This is a genomic window from Micromonospora sp. Mcm103, from assembly GCF_024519755.1.
In the GTDB taxonomy this organism is placed as follows: domain Bacteria; phylum Actinomycetota; class Actinomycetes; order Mycobacteriales; family Micromonosporaceae; genus Micromonospora; species Micromonospora aurantiaca.
Genome location: NZ_JALJRJ010000002.1, coordinates 470,828 through 495,127 on the forward strand (window position 1 = coordinate 470,828; position 24,300 = coordinate 495,127).

At 73.1% G+C, this 24,300-nt stretch carries 22 protein-coding genes; 16 read left to right on the forward strand and 6 right to left on the reverse strand.

The features are described from left to right. The first annotated feature begins 82 nt into the window (after positions 1 to 82). Positions 83 to 1,405 carry a glycosyltransferase 87 family protein gene (locus tag OC439_RS04775; RefSeq protein WP_262012372.1) on the forward strand — a complete coding sequence of 441 codons (1,323 nt, stop codon included), beginning with the start codon at positions 83 to 85 and terminating at the stop codon, positions 1,403 to 1,405. Between the two features lie 122 nt (positions 1,406 to 1,527). Continuing rightward, positions 1,528 to 2,166 carry a transcriptional regulator gene (locus OC439_RS04780; RefSeq protein WP_262012373.1) on the forward strand — a complete coding sequence of 213 codons (639 nt, stop codon included), beginning with the start codon at positions 1,528 to 1,530 and terminating at the stop codon, positions 2,164 to 2,166. Here OC439_RS04780 and OC439_RS04785 read toward each other — a convergent pair. Beyond that, positions 2,163 to 2,729: a TetR/AcrR family transcriptional regulator gene (locus tag OC439_RS04785; protein WP_262012374.1), complete on the reverse strand. Its 567-nt coding sequence runs from the start codon at positions 2,727 to 2,729 to the stop codon at positions 2,163 to 2,165. The genes OC439_RS04780 and OC439_RS04785 overlap by 4 nt on opposite strands. 54 nt (positions 2,730 to 2,783) lie before the next feature. Between OC439_RS04785 and OC439_RS04790 the strand changes: the two genes are divergently transcribed. The 3 genes from OC439_RS04790 (at position 2,784) to OC439_RS04800 (ending at position 6,150) form a co-directional block, all read left to right on the forward strand. Continuing rightward, positions 2,784 to 3,845, forward strand: coding sequence for an FAD-dependent monooxygenase (locus OC439_RS04790; protein WP_262012375.1), 1,062 nt, complete (start codon positions 2,784 to 2,786; stop codon positions 3,843 to 3,845). Between the two features lie 119 nt (positions 3,846 to 3,964). Further along, positions 3,965 to 5,530 carry an MFS transporter gene (locus OC439_RS04795; protein WP_262012376.1) on the forward strand — a complete coding sequence of 522 codons (1,566 nt, stop codon included), beginning with the start codon at positions 3,965 to 3,967 and terminating at the stop codon, positions 5,528 to 5,530. A gap of 11 nt (positions 5,531 to 5,541) precedes the next feature. Then, complete coding sequence (locus OC439_RS04800) at positions 5,542 to 6,150, forward strand: TetR/AcrR family transcriptional regulator (protein ID WP_262012377.1); 609 nt, start codon at positions 5,542 to 5,544, stop codon at positions 6,148 to 6,150. Between the two features lie 24 nt (positions 6,151 to 6,174). On the opposite strand, the gene OC439_RS04805 is transcribed toward OC439_RS04800, so the two are convergent. Both OC439_RS04805 and OC439_RS04810 read right to left on the reverse strand, forming a co-directional pair. Continuing rightward, complete coding sequence (locus tag OC439_RS04805) at positions 6,175 to 8,094, reverse strand: helix-turn-helix domain-containing protein (protein ID WP_262012378.1); 1,920 nt, start codon at positions 8,092 to 8,094, stop codon at positions 6,175 to 6,177. A gap of 14 nt (positions 8,095 to 8,108) precedes the next feature. Next, positions 8,109 to 8,891, reverse strand: a complete 783-nt coding sequence (locus OC439_RS04810) for a 3-hydroxybutyrate dehydrogenase (protein ID WP_194802905.1) — start codon at positions 8,889 to 8,891, stop codon at positions 8,109 to 8,111. A gap of 184 nt (positions 8,892 to 9,075) precedes the next feature. Between OC439_RS04810 and ruvC the strand changes: the two genes are divergently transcribed. From ruvC to OC439_RS04850, 8 genes are all read left to right on the forward strand, one after another. Then, on the forward strand, positions 9,076 to 9,603 hold the full coding sequence (gene ruvC / locus OC439_RS04815; protein WP_047892837.1) for a crossover junction endodeoxyribonuclease RuvC: 528 nt from the start codon (positions 9,076 to 9,078) through the stop codon (positions 9,601 to 9,603). Further along, the gene (ruvA, locus tag OC439_RS04820) at positions 9,600 to 10,202 is read left to right on the forward strand and encodes a Holliday junction branch migration protein RuvA (protein WP_262012379.1); all 603 of its coding nucleotides are present in this window, start codon (positions 9,600 to 9,602) and stop codon (positions 10,200 to 10,202) included. Before ruvC ends, ruvA begins: the two co-directional genes overlap by 4 nt. Then, on the forward strand, positions 10,199 to 11,263 hold the full coding sequence (gene ruvB, locus OC439_RS04825) for a Holliday junction branch migration DNA helicase RuvB (RefSeq protein WP_262012380.1): 1,065 nt from the start codon (positions 10,199 to 10,201) through the stop codon (positions 11,261 to 11,263). Before ruvA ends, ruvB begins: the two co-directional genes overlap by 4 nt. 140 nt (positions 11,264 to 11,403) lie before the next feature. Further along, positions 11,404 to 11,748, forward strand: coding sequence for a preprotein translocase subunit YajC (yajC, locus tag OC439_RS04830; RefSeq protein ID WP_262012381.1), 345 nt, complete (start codon positions 11,404 to 11,406; stop codon positions 11,746 to 11,748). A gap of 224 nt (positions 11,749 to 11,972) precedes the next feature. Beyond that, the gene (secD, locus tag OC439_RS04835; RefSeq protein WP_262012382.1) at positions 11,973 to 13,886 is read left to right on the forward strand and encodes a protein translocase subunit SecD; all 1,914 of its coding nucleotides are present in this window, start codon (positions 11,973 to 11,975) and stop codon (positions 13,884 to 13,886) included. A 1-nt stretch (position 13,887) separates the two neighbouring features. Continuing rightward, positions 13,888 to 15,075 carry a protein translocase subunit SecF gene (gene secF, locus OC439_RS04840; protein WP_262012383.1) on the forward strand — a complete coding sequence of 396 codons (1,188 nt, stop codon included), beginning with the start codon at positions 13,888 to 13,890 and terminating at the stop codon, positions 15,073 to 15,075. A gap of 97 nt (positions 15,076 to 15,172) precedes the next feature. After that, on the forward strand, positions 15,173 to 15,739 hold the full coding sequence (locus OC439_RS04845; protein ID WP_135239397.1) for an adenine phosphoribosyltransferase: 567 nt from the start codon (positions 15,173 to 15,175) through the stop codon (positions 15,737 to 15,739). A 227-nt stretch (positions 15,740 to 15,966) separates the two neighbouring features. Continuing rightward, a complete protein-coding gene (locus tag OC439_RS04850; RefSeq protein ID WP_402808389.1) occupies positions 15,967 to 18,438 on the forward strand; it encodes a RelA/SpoT family protein in 2,472 nt (823 codons plus the stop codon). A 72-nt stretch (positions 18,439 to 18,510) separates the two neighbouring features. Here OC439_RS04850 and OC439_RS04855 read toward each other — a convergent pair whose 3' ends face one another. Together OC439_RS04855 and OC439_RS04860 are read right to left on the reverse strand one after the other, a co-directional pair. Then, positions 18,511 to 19,350: a peptidylprolyl isomerase gene (locus OC439_RS04855; RefSeq protein WP_262012384.1), complete on the reverse strand. Its 840-nt coding sequence runs from the start codon at positions 19,348 to 19,350 to the stop codon at positions 18,511 to 18,513. Between the two features lie 83 nt (positions 19,351 to 19,433). Next, positions 19,434 to 20,303, reverse strand: a complete 870-nt coding sequence (locus OC439_RS04860) for a peptidylprolyl isomerase (protein ID WP_262012385.1) — start codon at positions 20,301 to 20,303, stop codon at positions 19,434 to 19,436. 235 nt (positions 20,304 to 20,538) lie between these two features. Between OC439_RS04860 and OC439_RS04865 the strand changes: the two genes are divergently transcribed. Genes OC439_RS04865 through OC439_RS04875 form a run of 3 tightly spaced genes read left to right on the forward strand, consistent with a single transcriptional unit; the run spans position 20,539 to position 23,640 of the window. Further along, entirely contained in the window at positions 20,539 to 21,258 is a 720-nt protein-coding gene (locus tag OC439_RS04865) for an MBL fold metallo-hydrolase (RefSeq protein ID WP_262012386.1), read from the forward strand. Positions 21,259 to 21,312: 54 nt separating this feature from the next. After that, positions 21,313 to 22,653, forward strand: coding sequence for a histidine--tRNA ligase (hisS, locus tag OC439_RS04870; RefSeq protein WP_262012387.1), 1,341 nt, complete (start codon positions 21,313 to 21,315; stop codon positions 22,651 to 22,653). A gap of 51 nt (positions 22,654 to 22,704) precedes the next feature. Beyond that, the gene (locus tag OC439_RS04875) at positions 22,705 to 23,640 is read left to right on the forward strand and encodes an acyl-ACP desaturase (protein WP_194802894.1); all 936 of its coding nucleotides are present in this window, start codon (positions 22,705 to 22,707) and stop codon (positions 23,638 to 23,640) included. A 111-nt stretch (positions 23,641 to 23,751) separates the two neighbouring features. Here the strand turns inward: OC439_RS04875 and OC439_RS04880 are convergent, their stop codons facing one another. Beyond that, on the reverse strand, positions 23,752 to 24,252 hold the full coding sequence (locus OC439_RS04880; protein ID WP_262012388.1) for a PaaI family thioesterase: 501 nt from the start codon (positions 24,250 to 24,252) through the stop codon (positions 23,752 to 23,754). Between the last annotated feature and the right edge of the window lie 48 nt (positions 24,253 to 24,300).

Below are 24,300 nucleotides of genomic sequence, written 5' to 3' on the forward strand. Positions count from 1 at the left end.
CCTCCGGCACGGCGGTGGCCGTGGTGCGGGCGGGCGGCAGCGCCCCCCACGTGACGCGGAGCGACGCTACGCTTCCCGATTCATGGCCGTCTCGCGTCTGCGTGCGCTCGCCACCATGGTCCCCGCCGACCGGCCGGCGCCACCGCCGGTCACCCTGCCGTCCTGGTTGCTCCTGCCCGGTCTGTTGGCGTTGGCCGGGTCCCTCGCCGCGTACGCCGTCTTCCTGGACCACGACCCGCTGCGCGGCACCGACCTGTCGATGTACATCGGTGGTGCGCGGTCCTTCCTGCACGGTGAGCCGGTCTACCGGCTCGGCTACACCACGCTGAACCTGCCCTACACCTATCCGCCGATCACGCTGCCGTTCCTGACGCCGCTGACGCTGCTCGACGACCGGGCCGCCCTGTACGTGTGGACCGTGGCGGGCCTGCTGGCGATGCTCGCGACGCTGTGGTTCACCACCCGGATGCTCGGATACCGGGGCGCGCCGGGCCGGCTCGGCCTCGCCGCGGCGGTACTCGCCGTGCTCGTGTGGACCGAGCCGCTGCACCGCACCTTCTACCTCGGCCAGATCAACGTCTTCGTCCTTCTGCTGGTGGTGGCGGACCTGGCGCGGCCGGACCGGAGCCGGTTCAAGGGTGTCGGCATCGGCGTCGCCACCTCGGTCAAGCTGCTTCCCGGCCTGTTCGTGGTCTACCTGCTGCTGACCCGCCGGATCCGGGCCGCCCTGGTGGCCGGGGCGACGTTCGCCGGGCTCACCGTGCTGGGCGCGATCATCCAGCCGGGCGGCTCGTACGACTACTGGATCGCCGGTCGCGCGTTCGACTCGTCCCGGCCGCTCGCGACCTCCGGCCCGCGGTACGCCGCCAACCAGTCCCTCCAGGGTTTCGTGGCGCGCCTGCTCGGCAGCGACGAACTGAACAGCCGGCCGTGGATGCTGGCCGCGGCGCTCGCCGGGATGGCCGGCCTGGCGCTCGCCGTCGCGCTGCACCGGCAGGGCGAGGAGGCGGCCGCCATGGTGGTGGTCGGGTTCACCACGCTCGCCGTCTCCCCGGTGAGCTGGTCGCACTACTGGCTCTGGATCGGCCCGGCGGCGCTGGTCCTGATCGATCTGGCGCGGCGTGCCCGCGGCCCGGCCCGGGTGCCCGCAGCCGCCCTCGCGGTGGCCGCCGTGCTGCCGTTCCTGCTGTGGCCCGGCCGCGACCGCACCGGCGCGACGGTCCCGCGCGGCCTGATCTGGAAGGCGGCCCACCTGGAGGGGACGGCGAAGACGCTGGCGGTCGACGCGTACCTGCTGACGGTGCTTGCCCTGGGCCTGATCGCTGCGGTGTGGCTGTCGCTGCGCCGTCGTCGTCGCCCTGTGGCCGCGGCGGAGCCCGTCCCGGCGGAGCGCGAGCCGGGGTGATCCGGCCCACCGGCCCGGTGCCGGGATCGCATCCGAGCCGGACCGGTCCGGTCCGGGCGCATCCAAACCGTGCCGTCGGGCCGAACCCCGGGTAGTGACCGTCTACCCGGGAGGTGCTTCTGGTGGTGACCGAGGCGATGCCCGGCGACGCCGTCGAGGACATCCGCAAGCACCTCACGCTCGCCGCGGAGGACCTGGACGGCAATCGGGTCGCCGCGCTCGTCGTCGAGGCCGCGGGACGGTGGGGCGTGACGGCGGTGTGGGAGCGGGTCTGCGCGCCGATGCTGGCCGCGCTTCCGGGGCACAGCGCCGTCGAGGTGGCGGTGGAGCACGCCTTCTCCGAGGGGATCCGGTCCGGCCTGGACGCACTGGTGCGCGAGCCGGGGCGGACGTCGCCGGGCGGCGGCATCCTGCTCGCCGCGGCGGAACAGGAACTGCACTGTCTCGGCCTGCACGCGCTCGCCGCCGCGCTGCGGGAGGCGGACCTCGGCAGCCTGCTCCTGGGCGCCGCCCTGCCCTGGCCGGCGCTGGCCAGCGCCGTGCGCCGCAGCCGGCCGCACACGGTGGTGGTGTGGTCGCAGACCCCGGTGACCGGCCGGGCGTACCGGATGGCCCGGTTCGCGCGGGAGTTCCCGTCGGTGTGGGTGCACAGCGCCGGACCGGGCTGGATCATGCCACCGGACGGGCACCTGACGACCCTGTCCGACGCGCTGCGCACCTGCCGCGCCGCGGCCGGGCGCCGCGCCGCCGGAGCTAGTTAGGCGGACGGGCCGGCGCGGAAGCCGTGCAGCAACGTGGCGACGGCGGCCTCCGGGTCGACGTCGTCGTCCGGGGCGGCGAGCTGGTTGCTCAGCAGTCCGTCGACGAGTGCCAGGAGCATCCGGAAGTGGGCCGGCGGGTCGGTCGAGCCGAGCGTGGCGAGCAGCGGCTCCCCCCAGCCGGCCAGCCGTGCCCGGGCGGCCTCGATCGCCGGGCGCAGGTCGGGCCGCACGGCCGCCTCGACGAACAGCGCGTACCGGGCGAGCGTGACCACCCGCTGCCGGTCGGTGAACTCCCGGACCAGCCGGCCGACGACGGCGGCGAACGCGGTGACGTCGCCCGGCGGCAGGTCCGCGGCGAGCCGTTGCCAGGCCGCCGTCTCCACCTCCACCAGCCGGTCGAAGACGCCGGTGACCAGCGCCTCCCGGGTGCGGAACCGGTTGGAGGCGGAGCCCTCGGGCAGGCCCGCCTCGGCGTCCACGGCCCGGTGGGTCAGCTGTCGCGGCCCGCCGGTGCCGAGCACCCGGATGGCGGCGTCGAGCAGGAGTCGCCGGCGATCGGTCACCCGGCCAGACTACAGGCGTAGTGCGGCCGACTACATCTGTAGTACGGTGACGGCATGGGTGGACGGGCGGTGGTGGTCGGGGGCGGGATAGGCGGGCTCGCGGCGGGCATCGGCCTGCGGGCGGCGGGCTGGGAGGTGACCGTCCTGGAGCGGTCGGCCGCACTGCCGGTGACCGGTACCGGGCTCGGCATCTGGCCCGCTGCGATGCGCGCCCTGGACGCCCTGGGCGTCGGCGACGAGGTGCGCCGCCGGGGCAGCCGTCAGGCCGGCGGATCGATCCGGCGCCCCGACGGCAGCCGGATCGCCGCCATCGACGTCGACCGGATGGAGCGCCGGCACGGCGAGCCGGTGCACCTGGTCACCCGGCCGGTGCTGCTCGCCGTCCTGGCCGGCGCGCTGCCCGGACCGGCGCTGCGCCTCGGTGCCCCGGTGACCGATCCGGGGTCGCTGCGCGACGCGTACGACCTGGTGGTCGGCGCGGACGGGATCAACAGCGTGGTGCGCGCGCAGATGTACGGGCGGCGGTACCCGCTGCGGTACGCGGGCGCGGTGGCCTGGCGCGGCGTGGTCGACCTGGATCTGGCCGAGGGCGGCGAGACCTGGGGCCGGGGGCGCAAGTTCGGGCTGACCCCGGCCGGGCCGGGCCGCACCAACTGGTACGCCGCGGTGCGGCTGCCCGAGGGGCACCCGGCGCCGCCGGACGACCGCGCCGAGCTGCGCCGACTCTTCGGCGACTGGCATCCGCCGGTGCCGCGGGTACTCGACGCGCTCACCCCGGACGGCATCCTGCGGCACGAGATCCACGACCTCACACCGCTGCCGTCGTACGTGGCCGGCCGGACCGCGCTGCTCGGCGACGCCGCGCACGCGATGACCCCGGACCTCGGGCAGGGCGCCTGCCAGGCACTGATCGACGCGGTCGCGCTCGCCGCCTGCGTACGCGAAGCAGGCGACCTGCCGGCCGCGCTGCGCACGTACGACGGGAGGCGCCGGCGGCCGACGCAGCGGATCGCGGCCGGCGCGCGGTGGGCGGGGCGGCTGTCCGGCGTGCGCCGGCTGCTGCCGGTGCGGGACGCGGTGCTGCGGCTGGCCCTGGCCGCCGGGCCGCCCGCGTGACCTGAGACACATTCGATACGAACCGGTTCCGTATCGAAACCCGCTCACCTACGCTCGGCTCCGTTACGAGTCTGACCCGTATCGTATTCCGACGCGGGGAAACCGGGGGGAGCACGGACGTGGAACCACACGAGAACACCGGACACCCGAGGAGGTGGGCGATCCTCGGGGTGCTGGTGATCAGCCTCCTCGTGGTCGTCCTCGACAACACCATCCTCAACGTCGCGCTGCGCACGCTGGCCGACCCGGTGCACGGCCTCGGCGCCACCCAGGGCGAGCTGGAATGGGCGATCAACTCCTACACGCTCGTCTTCGCCGGGCTGCTGTTCACCTTCGGCGTGCTCGGTGACCGGCTCGGCCGCCGCCGCTTCCTGATCCTCGGGCTGGCGCTGTTCGGCCTGTCCTCGCTGCTGTCCGCGTACGCGCAGGACCCGGGCCAGCTGATCGCGGCCCGCGCGCTGATGGGCGTCGGCGGCGCGGCCATCATGCCGGTGACGCTCTCGATCATCTCCAACGTCTTCGACCCGCGCGAGCGTGCCAAGGCGATCGGCGTCTGGGCCGGCGCGGTCGGCCTCGCGGTGGCGATCGGCCCGGTGCTCGGCGGCGCGTTGCTGGAGCACTTCTGGTGGGGCTCGGTCTTCCTGATCAACGTGCCGGTGGTGGTGCTCGGCGTGGTGCTCGTCGCGGCGCTGGTGCCCGAGTCCCGCGACCCCAAGCCCGGCCGGGTGGACCTGCTCGGCGTGCTGCTCTCGGTGGTCGGCCTGGTCGCGCTCACCTACGGCATCATCGACGGCGGCGAGCACGGCTTCGGCCGCCCGCAGGTGTGGGTCGCGGTGCTCGGCGGCCTCGCGGTCCTCGGCTGGTTCGTCGCCCACGAACTGCGCAGCGACCACCCGTCGCTTGACGTACGGCTGTTCCGGGTGCCCCGGTTCGCCGCGCCGGTGGCCCTGGTCGGGCTGGTCTTCTTCGCCGCCATGGGCGTGATGTTCTTCGGGGCGTTCTATCTGCAGCTCGTGCGCGGCTACAGCCCGCTGGAGAGCGGCCTGCTGTTCCTGCCGTTCGCCGCGGCCCAGCTGATCTTCGCGCCGCGCAGCGCGGCGATGGTCCGCCGCTACGGCGGCCGGGCGGTCGCGGCCGCCGGGCTGCTGCTCACCACCGTGGCGCTCGCCGCGTTCGTCTTCATCGACGCGGACACCCCGATCTGGATCTTCTCGGCGCTGGGCTTCCTCCAGGGCGCCGGAATGGCGAACATCATGCCGCCGGCCACCGAGTCGATCATGTCGTCGCTGCCCCGGGAGAAGGCCGGCGTCGGTTCCGCGGTGAGCAACACCGTGCGGCAGGTGGCCGGCGCGCTCGGCGTGGCGGTGCTCGGCTCGGTGCTCTCCGCCGTCTACCGCGACCAGGTCGGCCCGGCGGTGGCCGCCCTGCCCGCCCCGGTGCGCGACGCGGCCCGCGAATCGGTGTCCGGGGCGTACGCGGTCGCCGGCCGGCTCGGCCCCGACGGGCCGCGACTGATCGACGCGGCGAACGACTCGTTCGTCTCGGCCATGCACTGGGCGGCGGGCGCCTCCGCGGTGGTGGCCGCGCTCGGCATCGTGATCGTGCTGCGGTGGATGCCGGGCCGGCCGGTCGTCGCCCCCGACGCGGCGCCGGTCACCGACCGGGAATTGGCCGGTACCGCATAGGTTCGTGGACAATGTCTGACATGACTTCCACGGCGGATGCTCCGCGGTCGCCCGGGCGACCGCGGAGCACCCGCGCGGACGAGGCGATCGTCGACGCCACCCTCGACCTGCTGGCCGAGGGCAGCACCGTCGAGTCGCTGTCGATCGAGGCGATCGCGAACCGCGCCGGAGTCGGCAAGGCCACCATCTACCGCCGCTGGCCGGGCAAGGACGCGCTGCTGCTGGACGCGTTGCGCACGCTCAAGGGGCCCGCGCCGCGCACCGACGGGCGCTCCGTCCGCGACGACCTGGTGGTGCTCGTCGGCGCGGTGGGCCAGCACGCCGATGCCCGCGCCCGCAAGATCATGCCCTGCCTGGTGCCGGAGGTGAACCGCAGCTCGGCGCACCGGCAGGCGTACGAGGCGATCATCGAGCCCCGGCGGGCGGCGATGCGCGAGGTGCTGCTCCGCGCGATCGACCGGGGCGAGCTGCGCGCGGACCTCGACATCGAGGTGGCGATGGCGCTGCTCACCGCGCCGATGCTCACCCAGCGGATGCTGCGCTGGCACCCTGAGCGCGACGAGCGGCTGCTGCCCGAGCGGATCGTGGACACGGTCCTGGACGGCCTGCGCGTGCGCTGATCCCGGGTCGCCGTGCCCGGCCGCTCATCGGCCGGGCGTGCGCAGCCGGTGCAGGCGCAGCGCGAGCTGCACCTCCAGCGCCCGCTCCGGCCGCTGCCAGTCCGCGCCGAGCAGGTGACCGACCCGCTCCAGCCGCTGGGTGACCGTGTTGACGTGCACGTGCAGCTGTTCGGCGGCCCGGGCCAGGCTGCCGCCCACCCCGAAGTACGCCTCCAGCGTCTTCACCAGCGCGGTGCCCCGCCGGGCGTCGTAGTCCAGCACCGGTCCCACAGTGGTGGCGAGGAACCGGGCCACGTCCCGGTCCCCGGCGTCACCGACCGCGCCCAGCAGCAGCCCGACGAAACCCAGCTCGGTGGTGCTCGCCCCCTGCCCGGCCCGCCCCAGCGCACTCAGCGCGGACAGGCAGCGTTCCGCCTCGGCGAACGTGACCGCGAGCGACGCCGGCCCGGTGGACGGCCCGCTCGCCCCGGCGGTCACCGGGCGGCCGGTCACCCGGGACAGGTCCCGGGCCACCGCGCGGGCCGCGCCGCCCGCGTCCCGGCCGGGCAGCATCAGCACCACCCGTCCGTCACGCGCCGCGGCCAGGCCACCCCGGGTCGAGGCGTACGTGGTGGCCCAGGACAGCACCCGCTGCCGGGCCGAGCCGGTCTCGGCGAACGCGTCGTCGCCGACCGCCACCAGCACGTGCGGCGCGTCCAGGTCCACAGCGATCCGGCGGGCCCGTGCCCGCAGCGCGTCGGCGTCGCGCAGCGGCCGGGCGATCAGGTCGTCCAGCAGCTCGCCGCGGACCCGCCCCTCCGCCTCGGCCACGGTACGGCGGAACAGCAGCAGCAACGCGGTCACCAGCGCGGCCCGCTCCAGGATGCGCTGGTCGGCGTCGACCAGCTCGTCGTCCGGGCGCAGCACCAGCGCGCCCAGGTTCTCCGCGCCGGCCACCACCGCGGCGTACCAGAGCGGGCCCCGGCGCACGCTGCGCCCCTCGGTGCGGGACGCGGCCACCGCCTCCACGATGTCCGCCCGGTCCGGCTCCTCGATCTCACCGACCCGGGCCAGCCGCCGGCCCTCGGCATCAAGCGCCAGCAGCGCGCCGCCGAGCACCTCGGTGACCGCCGCCGCCACGTCCTCCATCCCGCCGCCGCGCACCACCAGCGCGGTCATCCGGTCGTGCGCCGCGGCGGCGCGCTCCACCGAGCTGCTGTGCGCCCGGATGGTGCTGTTCGCCGCCGACAGCTCCGCCAGGGCCGCCCGGGTCTCGGCGAGCAGCCGCGCGGTGTCGATCGCCACCGCCGCGTGCGCCGCCAGCGACACCAGCAGCGACACCTCCTCGCGGGCGAACGGCCGGGCCGAGCGGTTGGCCGCGTACAGCACGCCGATCACGCTGGACCCGAGCCGCAGCGGCACGCCGAGGATGGCCACCAGGCCCTCCTCGCCCACACCGCCGTCGATCTCCCCGGTGTGCCGGAACCGCTCGTCCTCCTGATAGTTCGAGGTGACGTACGGGGTGCCGGTCTGCGCGACCAGCCCGCCCAGGCCGTCGCCCAGCTCCAGCCGCAGCCGCTGGAACCGGGCCGAGATCGAGCCGTCGGTGACCCGCATGTACGTGTCGCCGCGCTCGTCGTCGTTGAGCGTCATGTACGCCACGTCGGTGCCGAGCAGGATCCGCGCCCGGTGCACGATGGCGCGCAGCACGTCGTCCAGGTCGCGCAGCCCGGCCAGGTCGCTCGCGGTGTCGTACAGGCCGGACAGCTCGGTCTCCCGGCGCCGGCGGCGGGCCAGCAGCGCCCGTACCCGCAGCGCCACCACCTTCGCCTGCTCCAGCTCGGCGAGCCGTTCGGCGGGCAGGCCGGCGGCGCGCGCGGCCACCAGCGGGCCCTCGAACTCGACCGCGGCGGCCTCGCGCGCCAGCAGCTCCAGGAACTCCACCGGCGACGACATGACCGACATTGTGCGCGGGCCCACTAGTTCGCCGTCCAGCCCCCGTCGAGGGCGATCGAGGTGCCGGTGAGGAACGCGGCGGGCGGGGAGCACAGGTACGCCACCAGTTCGGCCACCTCCTCCGGCTCGATCAGCCGCTTGATCGCCGCCCGGGCCAGCATGATCTTCTCGACCACCTCGTCCTCGCCGATGCCGTGGGTGGCCGCCTGGTCGGCGATCTGGCTCTCCACCAGCGCGGTGCGCACGTACGCCGGGTTGATGCAGTTGGCCGTGACGCCGTGCGCGGCGCCCTCCAGCGCGACCACCTTGGACAGGCCCTCCAGCGCGTGCTTGGCCGAGACGTACGCGGCCTTGAACGGCGAGGCGCGCAGCCCGTGCACCGAGGAGATGTTCACGATCCGGCCCCAGCCGTTCGCGTACATCCGGGGCAGCGCGCGGCGGATCAGCAGGAACGGCGCCTCCACCATCACCCGCTGGATGTACTCGAAGCGCTCGACCGGGAAGTCCTGCACCGGTGCGACGTGCTGCAGCCCGGCGTTGTTGACCACGATGTCGGCGTCGACGCCGAGCCGGTCCACCGCCGCCGGGTCGGCCAGGTCGATCCCGACTGCCCGGCCGCCGGCCTCGGCGGCCACCGCCTCGGCCGCCGTCACGTCGCGGTCCAGCACCACGACCGTCGCGCCGGCCGCCGCCAGGCGCAGGGCACAGGCCCGTCCGATGCCGCCGCCACCACCTGTGACCAGCGCGGTGCGACCGGTCAGGTCGACGTGTACGACGTGGGGGACCGCCACGGGTTCTGCCGTCATGGCGCATGAACGTACGAGCCGGTTGCCCCCTGGCACATGGGGCGGCGACACATACTCCACCGCCCGCCTGTGTGGTGCGCGGCGTCACCGCCCGCACCCGGCGTGTCCGGCGGTCCCGGCGTCGGCGGGCACCAGTAGGGTGTGTCGAACACACGTACTGCTGGCGGCTCGGGGAGGAGGCGGCGTGCGCGTGCTGGGCGTCGACCCGGGGCTGACCCGGTGCGGGGTCGGCGTGGTCGAGGGCGTGCCGGGCCGTCCCTGCACGCTCGTGGCCTACTACGTGGTCTACACCGACCCGGAGGACGACCTCGCGCTGCGCCTGCTGCACCTGGACCGCTCGCTGACCGACCTGGTCGCCGAGCACCGGCCGGACGCGGTCGCGGTGGAGCGCGTGTTCAGCCAGCACAACGTCCGCACCGTGATGGGCACCGCGCAGGCCAGCGGCGTCGCGGTGCTCGCCGGGGCCCGGGCCGGGCTGCCGGTGACGACGTACACGCCGAGCGAGGTCAAGGCCGCGGTGACCGGGTCGGGGCAGGCGGACAAGAAGCAGATGACCACCATGGTCACCCGGCTGCTGCGGCTGCCCGAGCCGCCGAAGCCGGCCGACGCCGCCGACGCGCTGGCGCTGGCCATCTGTCACGTGTGGCGCGGCGGCACCCGGTCCAAGCTGGCCGAGGCCGCGCAACGGGCCCGACGAGGAGGGACGCGATGATCGCGAGCGTACGCGGCACGGTGACCGCCACCGGCCCGGATCACGCGGTGGTGGAGGTGGGCGGCATCGGCCTGGCCGTGCAGTGCGCCCCCGGCACGATCGCCGACCTGCGCGTGGGCCAGCCCGCCCGGCTCGCCACCAGCCTTGTGGTCCGGGAGGACTCGCTCACCCTCTACGGCTTCGCCGACGACGACGCCAAGCAGTTGTTCGAGCTGCTCCAGACCGCCAGCGGGGTCGGTCCCCGGCTGGCCCAGGCGGTACTCGCCGTGCACACGCCGGACGCGGTCCGCAAGGCCATCGCGAACGCCGACACCGCCGCGCTGACCCGGGTGCCCGGCATCGGCAAGAAGGGCGCCGAGCGGCTGGTGCTGGAACTGCGCGACCGGGTCGGCCCGGTGCCGGTGGGCGCCGACGGCGCGGCCGGGGTGACCGCGGGTGCCTGGCCGGAGCAGGTCCGCCAGGCCCTCGTCGGGCTCGGCTGGACGGCCGGTCAGGCCGAGCAGGCGGTGGCCGCGGTGGCGGAGACCGTCGACGGCGAGACCCCGCCGGTGCCGGTGCTGCTCAAGCAGGCGATCCGCCTCCTGGGCCGCAGCCGATGAGCGGGGAGAACCTGGTCTCGGCGTACGTCAGCGACGCCGAGCTGGACGCGGAGGCCAGCGTCCGGCCGAAGCGGCTGGACGAGTTCATCGCCCAGGACCGCGTCCGCGACCAGCTCGACCTGCTGTTGCAGGGCGCGATGCGGCGCGGCTCCCCGCCCGACCACATCCTGCTCTCCGGTCCGCCCGGCCTCGGCAAGACCAGCCTGGCCAACATCGTCGCCGCCGAGCTGGGCACCGGGATCCGGGTGACCAGCGGCCCGGCCATCGAGCGCTCCGGCGACCTGGCCGCGATCCTGACCGGCCTCGCCGAGGGCGACGTGCTGTTCATCGACGAGATCCACCGGATCGCCAAGCCTGCCGAGGAACTGCTCTACAGCGCCATGGAGGACTTCCGCGTCGACGTGGTGGTGGGCAAGGGCCCGGGTGCCACCGCCATCCCGCTCGACGTGGAGCCGTTCACGCTCGTCGGCGCCACCACCCGCTCCGGCCTGCTGACCGGCCCGATGCGCGACCGGTTCGGCTTCGTCGCGCACCTCGACTTCTACGCGCCGGCCGACCTGGAGACGCTGCTGCACCGGTCGGCCCGGATCCTCGGCGTGCCGATCACCGCCGAGGGGGCGGCGGAGATCGCCGGCCGGTCCCGGGGTACCCCGCGTATCGCGAACCGGCTGCTGCGCCGGGTCCGCGACTACGCGGAGGTGCGCGCCGACGGCGTGGTCACGCTGGAGACCGCACGGGCCGCGCTGACCGTCTACGACGTGGACGCGCTCGGCCTGGACCGGCTCGACCGGGCGGTGCTGACCGCGCTCGTCGACTCGTTCCGGGGCGGCCCGGTGGGCCTGTCCACGCTCGCCGTGGCGGTGGGTGAGCAGCCGGACACGGTCGAGGAGGTCTGCGAGCCGTTCCTGGTCCGGGCCGGGCTGTTGGCCCGGACGCCCCGCGGGCGGGTGGCGACCGAGGCCGCCTGGCGCCATCTGGGCCGTACGCCCCCGAATGGTACATTTGGTGCGGATGCCCCTCCGGGGCCCGATCTGTTCTCGGTGCAGCCCGATCAGCCGTGATCCGTTCGTGATCTGTGCCGCATTCGGTCTTCTCAGGAGCAGGGACTAGACTTCGCCGCGGTTTGTACAGGACGTGAGAATCCGCTTCCGCTGCGGCGCCCTCCGGCGCCGGGGCGGACGCCAACCGGAAGGTCTACACCGTGCTTTACGCAGCAGCGAGTGGCGGGGGAGCCGGCAGTCTGACGCCGATCCTCATGATCGCTCTGCTCTTCGTCGTCATGTACTTCATGATGATCCGTCCGCAGCAGAAGCGCCGCCGCGAGGCCGAGCAGATGCAGGCCGCCCTCTCCCCGGGCGACGAGGTGGTCACCATCGGCGGCCTGCACGGCACGGTCACCGCGGTCGAGGACGAGACGGTTCTGCTCGAGGTCGCCCCGGGCGTGCAGACCCGGTACGCCCGCCCCGCCGTCGCGCGGGTGATCAAGCGCGCCGAGGTGCCGGCGGCCGAGACGATCACCGAGGAAGCCGAGTCGGTCAAGGAGTGACCACCCGTCCCGGACGGGGCAGCGGATTCATCCGTACAAGTGGATAGTTGGGGTCGGCGCGCGGCGCCGGCATCCGGCCGGGCCGTGCGGCGCCCCCGCGCCGCGCACCAGTCGGCGTGCCGTCCTCCGGTGCCGACCCGCCGGAGCAGTCGGGCGGACACCCCCGGCCCGACAGTTGTCGCCGCCGTGGAAGCGGCGCGACCGTACAGGGAGACAGGACAGCCGTGGCACCACCTCAGGGACAGATGCGGCCCGGACGGCAGCTCGCCGTGCTCGGGCTCATCTTCGTCGTCCTCTATCTATTGGTGTTCTTCTCGGGCGGCGCCAGCGGTGGCTGGAAGGACCGGCTGGAGCCACGGCTCGGCCTGGACCTCGTCGGCGGCACCCGGCTGACGCTCGAGGCCACCAACACGGTGGACGGCAAGCCCCCGACCGCCGACAACCTCGAGGAGGCCCGCCAGATCATCGAGAGCCGGGTCAACGCCTACGGCGTGGCCGAGGCCGAGGTGGTCACCGAGGGCAACCGCAACATCGTGATCTCCCTGCCCGGCCAGAACCGCGACCTGACCGATGTCGGTGAGGCCGCCGAGCTGCGCTTCCGCAAGGTGCTCAAGGCCACCGACGGCAGCGGTGCCGCCGCCGCGCCCGCGCCGGTCCCGAGCGCGACCCCGTCCGGTGCCGCCAGCCCGACGCCGTCGGGCAGCGCGTCGCCGAAGGCGAGCGCCAGCCCTAAGGTGAGCGGATCGCCGAGCGCCGGCGGCCAGGGCGGCATGGCCCCGGCCTCCCCGTCGGCGACGCCGAGCGCCGCCGCGCCGAGCGCGAGCCCGAGCGCCGCCGCGCCGAGCCCGAGCGCCAGCGCCGAGCCGGTGCCGCAGAGCATCGAGCAGCAGCGCAAGGCCGTCGAGCAGAAGGTCGGCGCGGCCGCCTGGGCCGCCGCCTCGGGCCTGCAGGCCCCGGCGGACCTGACCACCGACCCGTCGCTGGCCGACAAGCTCAAGCCGTTCGGCACGCTCACCCCGCAGGAGATCGCCGTCCTGCCGGTGGAGATGCAGTTCAACGTCCCGACCATCACCTGCACCCAGCTCGACGCGCGGCCCGCCGCCTCGATCAAGGACGAGAAGCAGAAGGCGGTCGCCTGCGAGTCCGGCGCGAAGTACCTGCTGGACGTGGCGAAGGTGCTCGGCACCGACGTCAAGAACGCCTCCGCCCAGCTCGACCAGACCAGCTCCTGGGTGGTCAGCCTGAACTTCACCGGCAGCGGCCAGGAGAAGTGGACCGCGCTGACCCGCGAGGCCTTCACCAACGAGGGCCAGGCCTGCGACCAGACCGCGCTCGGCCAGGACGGCAAGTGCCGGGTCGCCGTGGTGCTGGACAACGAGATCGTCTCGTCCCCGGAGATCCAGGGCGTGCTGACCGGTGACTCGCAGATCACCGGCAGCTTCGACAACAAGGCCGCGAACGCGCTCGCCAGCCAGCTGCGCTACGGCGCGCTGCCGGTGACGTTCGAGCCGCAGGAGCAGCAGAACGTCACCGCGACGCTCGGCGACAGCCACCTCAAGGCGGGTCTGCTGGCCGCAGGCATCGGCATGCTGCTGGTCATCATCTACTCGTTCTTCTACTACCGGCTGCTCGGCTCGGTCATCTTCCTGAGCCTGGTGCTCTCCGCGCTGCTGGTGTTCGGCGCGCTGGTGGTGCTCGGCCGGTCGATCGGCTTCACGCTCACGCTCGCCGGCATCGCCGGCATGATCGTCTCGCTGGGCGTCGCGGCGGACTCGTTCGTCATCTACTTCGAACGATTGAAGGACGAGATCCGGGAGGGCCGCAGTCCACGCAGCGCGGTGCCGCGCGCCTGGATCCGGGCCCGCCGGACGATCATCTCGGCGAACGCCATCACGCTGATGTCGGCGGTGGTGCTCTACATCGTGTCCGTCGGCGCGGTGAAGGGCTTCGCCTTCGCGCTGGGCCTGGCCACAGTGCTCGACCTGGTCGTCGTGTTCCTCTTCCGCCACCCGATCATGACGATGTTCGCCCGGACCCGGGCGTTCCTGTCGCCGCGGGTCAGCGGTCTGGGCCGGGCGCTGCCGGCCCGGTCGGCCGAGCCGGGCACCGCCCGCAACCCGCGTGTGAAGGAGGCCTGAGATGGCTAAGAGCGGTCTGGCCGCCCGGCTCTACCGGGGCGAGGCGGATCTCAACATCGTCGGGCGGCGCAAGCTGTGGTTCGGCGTAGCCGGCGTGCTCATGCTGATCGCCGTGCTGAGCTTCGCGATCAGCGGCTTCAAGCTGGGCATCGAGTTCGCGGGCGGCAACTCGTTCCAGGTGCCTGCGAGCGTCGGCACCCTGGACCGCGCCGAGCAGGTCGTCGACGAGGTGCTGGCCGACGAGGCGCCCGGCGTCGAGGTGGTCAGCGCGCAGAAGGTCGGCGGCACCAGCGGCGAGTTCTACGAGATGCGGACCGGCCAGCTCTCCGCGGAGCAGGCCAACGCGGCCAAGACCGCGATGGCGCAGGAGTTCGGCATCCAGGCCGACCAGATCAGCGGCAGCCAGGTCTCCGAGGCCTGGGGCAGCCAGGTCACCTCGCGCGCCTTCCTCGGTCTGGTGATCTTCATCGCGGTGGTGTCGATCTACCTGGTGCTGCGCTTCGAGTGGCGGATGGCGGTCGCCGCGATCGTCTCGCTGCTGACCAACCTGGTCCTCACCGCGGGTATCTACTCGCTCGTCGGCTTCGAGGTCACCCCGTCGACGATCATCGGCTTCCTCACGATCCTGGGCTTCGCGCTCTACGACGTGGTGGTGGTCTTCGACAAGGTGCAGGAGAACACACGCGGCATCACCGCGAACAACAACGTCACCTACGGCGAGGCGTCCAACCTGGCGCTCAACCAGAGCCTCATGCGGTCGCTGAACACCTCGGTCGTGGCGCTGCTGCCGGTCGGCGGTCTGCTCTTCATCGGCGCCGGCCTGCTCGGCGCGGGCACGCTGAAGGACCTCGGCCTGGTGCTGTTCGTCGGTATGGCGGTGGCGTTCCTGACCTCGATCCTGCTGGCCACGCCGCTGCTGGTGCTGCTGAAGAACATGGACCCGCGGATCAGCGCGCACAACAAGCGCGTGCTGTCCCGCCGGGCCGCGATCGCCAAGGGCGAGATCACGCCGAAGGGCCGGCCGGCCACCGCGCCGGACGCCGACGCGCCGATCGACCCGGAGGCGGCCGCGCTGGCCGGCGCCGCGCCCAAGGTGGGCGCCCGGCCTGCGGGCAAGCGCCCCAGCGGCGCCCGCGGCGGCCGTCCCGCCGGGGGCGGCGGCAACCGGCCCGGCGGCAAGCGCCGCTGACCGCAGGGCCGGACGGAATCGGTCCGACGGCGTCCGTCATGCTGTTGTCACGGCATGACGGACGCCGTCGTCGTTTCGAGAGGACATGGGACGCACCGTGACGGAGACCCACACCACAGGGGTACGGGGAGACAGCGGCCCGGAGGTCGCCCAGCTCGTCGCCAGCCGGCTGCTGGACGTGCCGGACTTCCCCAAGCCGGGTGTCGTGTTCAAGGACCTGATGCCCCTGTTCGCCGACGGTGAGGCGTTCCGGGCGGTGATCGACGGCATCATCGCGTACCACGGGCCGGACTCGTTCGACACCGTCGCCGGCATCGAGGCGCGCGGGTTCGTGCTGGCGGCAGCAGTCGCGTACGCCACCGGCGTGGGCGTGGTGCCGGTGCGCAAGGCCGGCAAGCTGCCCCGCGCCACGCACTCGGCGTCCTACGCCCTCGAATACGGCGAGGCAACGCTGGAGGTGCACCAGGACGCCTTCACCGCCGGCCACCGGGTGCTGGTGCTCGACGACGTGCTCGCCACCGGCGGCACCGCCGAGGCCACGCTCGACCTGGTGGAACGCGCCGGCGGAACGGTCGCCGGTTTCACCGTGCTGCTGGAACTGGGCTTCCTCGAGGGCCGTAAGCGGCTGGCCCAGCGTCCGGTCCATGCCCTGTTGACCGTTTGACCAGGCCGGCCCGGTCGGGCCGGTCGGCGCCGACCGTCCGGGGGAGCGGTGGCGTACCCTGCGTACGGGTAGCATTGCCCTTTGCCCGCCCCGGCCGAGCTGTCCGGGGCGGCGAAGGCGCCGGGGCCCGGCCCCGGTGACCGCGTGGAACAAGACCGGCCTCCGGGCCGGTTGAACCAGACGTCGGCCGGACGGCCGGCGCATCCCGGCGAGCGGTGAGGAGGCCGGTGTCCCACGATGTCGTCCCTCCGGTGGAGGGCACGGTGCACCCGACAGGCGACGCGGACGGCTCGGTGACCGAGCGCAGCGGCAACCCGCCGGCCCGGGCGACCGGCGCCACCGGCGGCGCGTCCGACGCGACGGCCGACGGCGGGGCGGTCGTGGTGCCGTTCCCCACCGAGGGTTCCACCGAATCCACGCCCGGCAGCGGCTTCGCCCTCTCCAACGCGCCCACCGGCCGACGGGTACGCGCCCGGCTGGCCCGGTTCAACGCGCCCTGGCAGACCTCGCAGGTCAGCGAGGTGCTGGAGCCGCTGATCGCGACGCACCGGGAGAACCACCCCAAGGCCGACGCGCGGCTGCTGCAGCGCGCCTTCGACACGGCCGCGCGGTGGCACTCGGGGCAGTACCGCAAGTCCGGCGACCCCTACATCACGCACCCGCTCGCCGTGGCGACCATCCTGGCGAACCTGGGCATGGACACCACCACGCTGGTCGCGGCGCTGCTGCACGACACCATCGAGGACACCGAATACACGCTCGATGCGATGCGCGCCGACTTCGGCGGTGAGGTCGCGCTGCTCGTCGACGGCGTCACCAAGCTCGACAAGGTCAAGCTCGGCGACGCGGCCAAGGCCGAGACCATCCGCAAGATGGTCGTGGCGATGGCGAAGGACCCGCGGGTTCTGGTGATCAAGCTGGCCGACCGGCTGCACAACATGCGGACCCTCACCTTCCTGCCCCGCCCCAAGCAGGAGCAGAAGGCCAAGGAGACGCTGGAGATCCTGGCCCCGCTGGCGCACCGCCTCGGTATGAACACGATCAAGTGGGAGCTGGAGGATCTGGCCTTCGGCACGCTGTTCCCGAAGCGGTTCGAGGAGATCAACCGGCTGATCGGGGAGCACCAGCCGCAGCGCGAGGCGCTGCTGCGTCAGGTGACGCAGAAGGTGTCCACCGACCTGAAGGCCGCCAAGATCAAGGCGGAGACGACCGGCCGGCCGAAGCACCTCTACTCGATCTACCAGAAGATGATCGTGCGGGGGCGCGACTTCAACGACATCTACGACCTGGTGGGTGTGCGGATCCTGGTCGACACGGTGCGGGACTGCTACGCGGCGCTGGGGGTCATCCACGCCAACTGGCAGCCGGTGCCGGGCCGGTTCAAGGACTACATCGCCATGCCCAAGTTCAACATGTACCAGTCGTTGCACACGACTGTCATCGGGCCCACCGGCAAGCCGGTGGAGATGCAGATCCGCACCTACGCGATGCACCGCACCGCCGAGTTCGGCATCGCCGCGCACTGGAAGTACAAGGAGCACAAGGGCACCCCGGTGGTGGGCCCGCCGGCGCACATCGACGAGATGACGTGGCTGCGGCAGCTGCTGGACTGGCAGCGTGAGGCGGCCGACCCGAGCGAGTTCCTGGACGCGCTGCGGTTCGACCTGTCCAGCCAGGAGGTGTACGTCTTCACGCCCAAGGGTGACGTCATCCCGCTGCCGACCGGGTCGACGCCGGTGGACTTCGCGTACGCGGTGCACACCGAGGTCGGGCACAAGTGCATCGGCGCGCGGGTCAACGGCAAGCTGGTGCCGCTGGAATCGACGCTGTCGAACGGCGACGTGATCGAGATCTTCACGTCGAAGTCCGACACGGCCGGCCCGACGCAGGACTGGCTCGGCTTCGTCAAGAGCCCGCGGGCGCGCACCAAGATCCGCCAGTACTTCAACAAGGAGCGGCGCGAGGAGGCGATCGAGGCCGGCAAGGACTCGATCGTCAAGGCGATGCGTAAGCAGGGCATGCCGTTGCAGCGGATGCTCACCTCGGACGCGCTGATGGCGATCGCCCGGGACCTGCACCTGGCCGACGTGGCCTCGCTGTACGCGGCGGTCGGCGACAGCCAGGTGTCCGCGCAGTCGGTGGTGCAGAAGCTGATGGCGTCCTACGGCGGCGAGGAGGGCGCGGCGGAGGACATCGCCGAGACCGCCGTCGCCACCCGGCCGCCGCGCAGCCGGCAGAGCAGCGCCGACCCGGGTGTGGTGGTCCGCGGCGTCAGCGACGTCTGGATCAAGCTGGCCCGCTGCTGCACGCCCGTACCGCCGGACTCGGTGTTCGGGTTCGTCACCCGCTCCGGCGGGGTCAGCGTGCACCGGGACGACTGCGCCAACGCCGAGGACCTGCGCGCCCAGCCGGAGCGGGTGGTCGAGGTGAGCTGGAAGCTCACGTCCGCCTCCACGTTCCTGGTCGCCATCCAGGTCGAGGCGCTGGACCGGCACAAGCTGCTCGCCGACGTGACGCGGGTGCTGTCCGAGGAGCGGGTCAACATCCTCTCCGCGACCGTCACCACCACCCGCGACCGGGTGGCGGTCAGCCGGTTCAGCTTCGAGATGGCCGACCCGAAGCACCTCGGGCACCTGCTGGCCGCAGTCCGCAAGGTCGACGGCGTGTTCGACGCGTACCGGGTCACCTCGGGAGCCTGAACCACAGACGCACGCGAAAGCGCCCGCCGGCTGATCGCAGCCGGCGGGCGCTTCGTCGTCGTACGGGTGCGGTCAGCCGCCCTCGACCGGGCTCATCGTCACCTTGGTCATGGTGATCTCCTTCTTCGGGTGACCACCGCCGGCCTGCTTGGCGAACGCGCCGTCGTCACCGGCCGCGGCGACCTGCTTCACCACGTCCATGCCACCGGTGATGGTGCCCAGCACCGTGTAGTTCGGGTCGAGCGGCGAGTCGCCGTACACGATGAAGAACTGGCTGCCCGTGCTGCCCGGCTGGCCGGAGTTGGCCATCGCGATGACACCCTCCGGGTACGGCGGGCGCTTGTCGGTCGGGAGGTTCTCCTCGGCCAGGTTGTACGACGGGCCGCCGGTGCCGTCGGTGTCCCGCCAGCCCTTGCCGGTGGCGCTCGGGTCGCCGCACTGGAGCACCTTGATGCCCTCGGTGACGAGCCGGTGGCACTTGGTGTTGTCGAAGAAGCCCTTGCTCGCCAGGTGCGTGAAGCTGCCGGCGGTGCAGGGCACCTTGGCGCGGTCGATCTTGGCGGTGATCGGGCCCAGGTTGGTGTCGATGGTCATCGTCTGGGTGCCCTTGCCCGACTGCTGGGCCGGCGGCAGGCCGACGTCCTTGATCTGCGCCGGACGGCCGTCCTTGGGCACCTCCGTGTACGCGCACTGGACGGCCCCGGCGGCGGCGGTGGTGCCCTGCTTGTCGTCGTCGTCACCGAGCGCGGCGACGAGCCAGACCGTGCCTGCTACGACGAGCACCAGCACCGCCGCGGCCCCGACGATCGCCTGGGTCTGCCGGCGCTTGCGGGCCCGGCCGGCCCGTTCCGCCATCTCCCGCTCGAGCTTGGCCCGCGCCGCCGCGCGCTGGCGGTCTCTGGTGGACGTCACGGTCACTCCTCACCTGCTGCATATGGGTTCGGCACGCGCGCCGCCGGGTCAGCCGACGGCCCGCCGCCTGCTCGCCTGTGTTCTCAGCCCGCGCTGGCGCTGGGCGACGGCGCGGGACTGCCGGCCGGCGCCGCACCGGGCTCGCCGACGGTGACGCTCTGGACCAGCACCTGCGTCTTCGGCTTGACCTTGGCGCCGTTGCCATTGTCCACCGTCGGCATGGTGCCGATCTTCTCCACCACGTCGAGCCCGCCGGTGACCTTGCCGACCACCGAGTAGGCCGGCTTGGCCGGGCTGGCGTCCTTGAAGAAGATCAGGAACTGGCTGCCGTTGCTGCCGGGCGGGTTGCCGATCATGGCGACCGTGCCCTTCGGGTACGTCGCCGGCTGCCCGGGCGCCGGCGAGGCCGACGGGCTGGGCTCCGCCGCGGCCGGGACGTTCTCGTCGTAGAACGAGTAGGTCGGGCCGCCGAGGCCGGTACCGGTCGGGTCACCGCAGCGCAGCGCGCCCTCGGCGGTGATCTCGTGGCAGGTGGTGTTGTCGAAGAACGACCGGCCGGCCAGGTAGCTCAGGCTCGCCGCGCCGCACGGCGCGTCGGTCTGGTCCAGCTCGACGGTGATCGGCCCACCCTGGTTGGTGGTGATCGTCATCGGGCGGGTGCCGGAGGTGGGCAGGCCGGTGGTGGGCGGCTCGCCGACGTCCTTGAGGTTGGTGTTGACGGCGCCGTCCTGTGCGGTCCAGAGGCAGACGTCGTCGGCGGCCTTCTTCTCCGGCTCGGAGTCGAACGCGCCGAGCGCCCAGGCGGAGCCGGCCACGATCAGCACGAGCACCACCGCGGCGCCCACGCCGGCCCGGATCTGCCGGCGCCGCTTCGCGGCCGCCGCCCGCCGGGCGAGCTGCCGGTCGAGCTTGGCGCGCGCCAGTTTGCGCTGCCGGTCCCTGCTGGAAGCCACGCGCGCTCCCCTTCCTCTGCCTGATCGCCGCCGGCGCCGGGCGCCGTCCGCCGTTCCGATCGGGGTGCGCCACGCCACACGCCCGCCAGAGTGTACGGGTAGCGACTGTGAATGTGGTGTACGAGGTCCCGCCGTCTCAGACCGGCCGGGGCGGACGGGCCGGTGGCGGACGGAACCCGCTGGCCCCTGCGACTAGGCTGCAGAGGGACGACGACCGGACGGAAAGGGGAGCGACGTGCTCGTGGCCGGCTTTCCCGCGGACGCCTTCGGCACCAACTGCTACGTGGTGGCGACCGCTCCGGGGGAGCAGTGCGTGGTGGTCGACCCCGGCATCGGGGTGCTCGACCGGCTCGACGCCGTGCTCGCCGAGCACCGCCTGCACCCGGCCGCCGTGCTGCTCACCCACGGCCACCTCGACCACACGTTCTCCGTCGCCCCGGTCTGCGGCGCGCGGGGCATCCCCGCCTACGTCCACCCGGACGACCGGGAGCTGCTGGCCGACCCGAGCAAGGCGCTGTCGATGGACCTGACCCAGCTGTTCGGCGGCCGGCTGCCGTACGCCGAGCCGGACGACGTGGCCGAGCTGACCGACGGCGCGACGCTGTCGCTGGCCGGGTTGGAGATCACCGTCGACCACGCCCCCGGCCATACCGGCGGGTCGGTGCTATTCCGGTTGCCCGGCGCCGGCTCGCCCTGGGAGGCGGAGCAGATCTGCCTCTCCGGTGACGTGCTGTTCGCCGGCTCGATCGGCCGTACCGACCTGCCGGGCGGCAGCATGCCCCGGATGCTGTCCAGCCTGCGGGACAAGGTGCTCCCGCTGGCCGACGACACAGTCGTCCTGCCCGGCCACGGCCCCGTTACGACGATCGGCCGCGAGCGCGCGACAAACCCGTACCTCGTCGAGGTGGCGGGCACCGGCGGCGCGCGCCCGGCCGCGCCCACCCGCGGCCTCTGACCGCCGCGACCCACGACGTTCGCCCGCGCGCCGCGCGGGATCGAGGAGTACGCCATGAGCAAGCCCACGCCCATTTCCGGCTTCCCGGAGTGGACCACCGCCCAGCGGATGATCGAGCAGTTCGTTCTCGATCGCATTCGCACCACGTTCGAGCTGTACGGCTTCGCGCCACTGGAGACCCGCTCGGTGGAGCCGCTGGATCAGCTCCTGCGGAAGGGGGATACCGCAAAGGAGGTCTACCTGCTGCGCCGGTTGCAGGCCGACACCGACGGCCCGGCCGGTGACGACGCGCTCGGCCTGCACTTCGACCTGACTGTGCCGTTCGCCCGCTACGTGCTGGAGAACGCCGGCAAGCTGCAGTTCCCGTTCCGCCGCTACCAGATCCAGAAGGTGTGGCGCGGTGAGCGCCCGCAGGAGGGCCGCTACCGCGAGTTCCTCCAGGCCGACATCGACATCGTCGACCGCGACACGCTACCGGCCCACTACGAGGCGGAGATGCCGCTGGTCATCGGCGACGCGCTGCGGTCGCTGCCGATCCCGCCGGTGCGCATCCAGGTCAACAACCGCAAGATCTGCGAGGGCTTCTACCGGGGCATCGGGCTGACCGACGCCGAGGCGGCGCTGCGCGCCGTCGACAAGCTCGACAAGATCGGCCCGGCCAAGGTGACGGAGCTGCTGGCCGAGACCGCCGGGGCGAGCGAGGCGCAGGCCAAGGCCGTGCTGTCGCTGGCCGAGATCTCCGCGCCGGACGCCTCCTTCGCCGACGCGGTGCGCGGCCTCGGGGTGAGCGACCCGCTGCTGGACGAGGGCGTCGCGGAGCTGACCGCCGTGGTGGAGACCGCGGCCGCGCACGCGCCCGGCCTCTGCGTGGCCGACCTGCGCATCGCGCGGGGCCTGGACTACTACACGGGCACGGTCTACGAGACGCAGATGATCGGCTACGAGCGGTTCGGCTCGATCTGCTCCGGCGGCCGGTACGACAACCTGGCCAGCTCGGGCAACGTCCGGTTCCCCGGCGTGGGCATCTCGATCGGGGTGACCCGGCTGCTCGGCCTGCTGTTCGGCGCCGAGGCGCTGTCGGTGTCCCGTTCGGTGCCGACCTGCGTGCTGGTGGCGGTCACCGCCGAGGAGGACCGGGCGGCCAGCGACGCGGTAGCGGCGGCGCTGCGCTCGCGCGGTGTGCCCACCGAGGTGTCCCCGTCGGCGGCCAAGTTCGGCAAGCAGATCCGGTACGCCGAGCGGCGCGGCATCCCGTACGTCTGGTTCCCCGGCGCGGACGGCGACGAGGTCAAGGACATCCGTTCCGGCGAGCAGGTGCCGGCCGCGGCGGGCGAGTGGACGCCGCCCCGGGCGGACCTGAAGCCGCTGGTCGGCCCGGCCGGCACTGGCGTCTGACGGCGTTTCGACCTACGGTGGCGTAAGTTACGCCACCGTAGGGAGAACGTCGTGACCGTGCTCAGCCAGACCGCTCTGCTCACCGAACTCGAGCCGGTGGTCGAGAAGAACCTCGACCGCCACCTGTCGCTGGCCAAGGAGTGGTTCCCGCACGAGTACGTGCCGTGGAGCGAGGGCCGCACCTTCGACGGCCCGCTGGGCGGCGAGGCCTGGTCGCCGGAGGACTCGACGCTGCCCGAGGTGGCGCGGACCGCGCTGATCGTCAACCTGCTCACCGAGGACAACCTGCCCTCGTACCACCACGAGATCGCCACCCTGTTCGGGCGCGACGGCGCGTGGGGTACCTGGGTGCACCGGTGGACCGCCGAGGAGGGGCGGCACGGCACGGCGATCCGCGACTACCTCACGGTGACCCGGGCGGTGGACCCGGTGGCGCTGGAGCGGGCCCGCATGGTGCACATGTCGGCCGGTTACCAGAACGTCCACGACCAGGAGATGCTGCACTCGCTGGCGTACGTGTCGTTCCAGGAGCTGGCGACCCGCATCTCGCACCGCAACACCGGCCGGGCCACCGGCGACCCGACGTGCGAGGCGCTGCTGGCCCGGGTCGCGGCGGACGAGAACCTGCACATGGTCTTCTACCGCAACCTGCTCGGCGCGGCGTTCGAGCTGGCGCCGTCGCAGGCGATGCGCGCCGTCGCGGACGTGCTCGCCAACTTCCAGATGCCGGGTGTGGGCATCGACGGCTTCGCCCGTAAGTCGGTGGCGATCGCGCTGGCCGGGATCTACGACCTGCGCCAGCACCGTGACGAGGTGGTGATGCCGGTGCTGCGCCAGTGGAACCTGTTCGACGTGACCGGGCTGAACGCCGACGGCGAGGCCGCCCGCGACCAGATCGCCGCCCACCTGGACACCCTGGAGACCCAGGCGTCCCGCTTCGAGGAGCGCCGAGCCGCCCGAGCCGCCCGCACCGCCGCCAAGGCCTGACGCCCGCCCCTCCTCCCGCTCCCGCGCGATCTTGCAGTTACGGCCCCCGCGAATGCCGCGAAACCGGCACTGTGGGGGCCGTAACTGCAAGATCGCCGAGCACAAGGTGGGTCAGGGGAGGGGGAAGATGAGGCAGGTCGAGGTGGCGTGGGCCACCAGGCGGTCGGCCGGGTCCGTCAGGCGGGCCTCGGCCAGGGCGGTACGGCGGCCCCGCTGCACCACGGTGCCCTCGCAGCGCAGCGTGCCGGTGTCGACTGTCACCGGGCGCAGGAACTTCACGTTGAGGTCCAGCGACGTGTAGCCGACGCCGGCCGGGAGCGTGGTGTGCACGGCGCACGCCGCGGCGGTGTCCAGCAGCGTGGAGATGACGCCGCCGTGCACGGTGCCGAGCGGGTTGTAGTGGAACTCCTGCGGCAGCAGTTCGACAGCGACGCGCCCCTCCTCGGCCTCCATCCGGGACATGTCGACGAGGTGCATGATCGGTGGCGCGTCCAGCTCGCCGGCGATCATCGCCCGCATCAGGTCCAGGCCGCTGCGGCGGCCCAGGTGCGCGGCGCCGGCCGCCGGGTCGGACCAGGTGAACGTGCGGATGCGCTCCTGCGTCTGTGTCATGGACTCAGCCTCGCAGCGCATTGCTGAGTCTGTCAATCAGACCTAGCC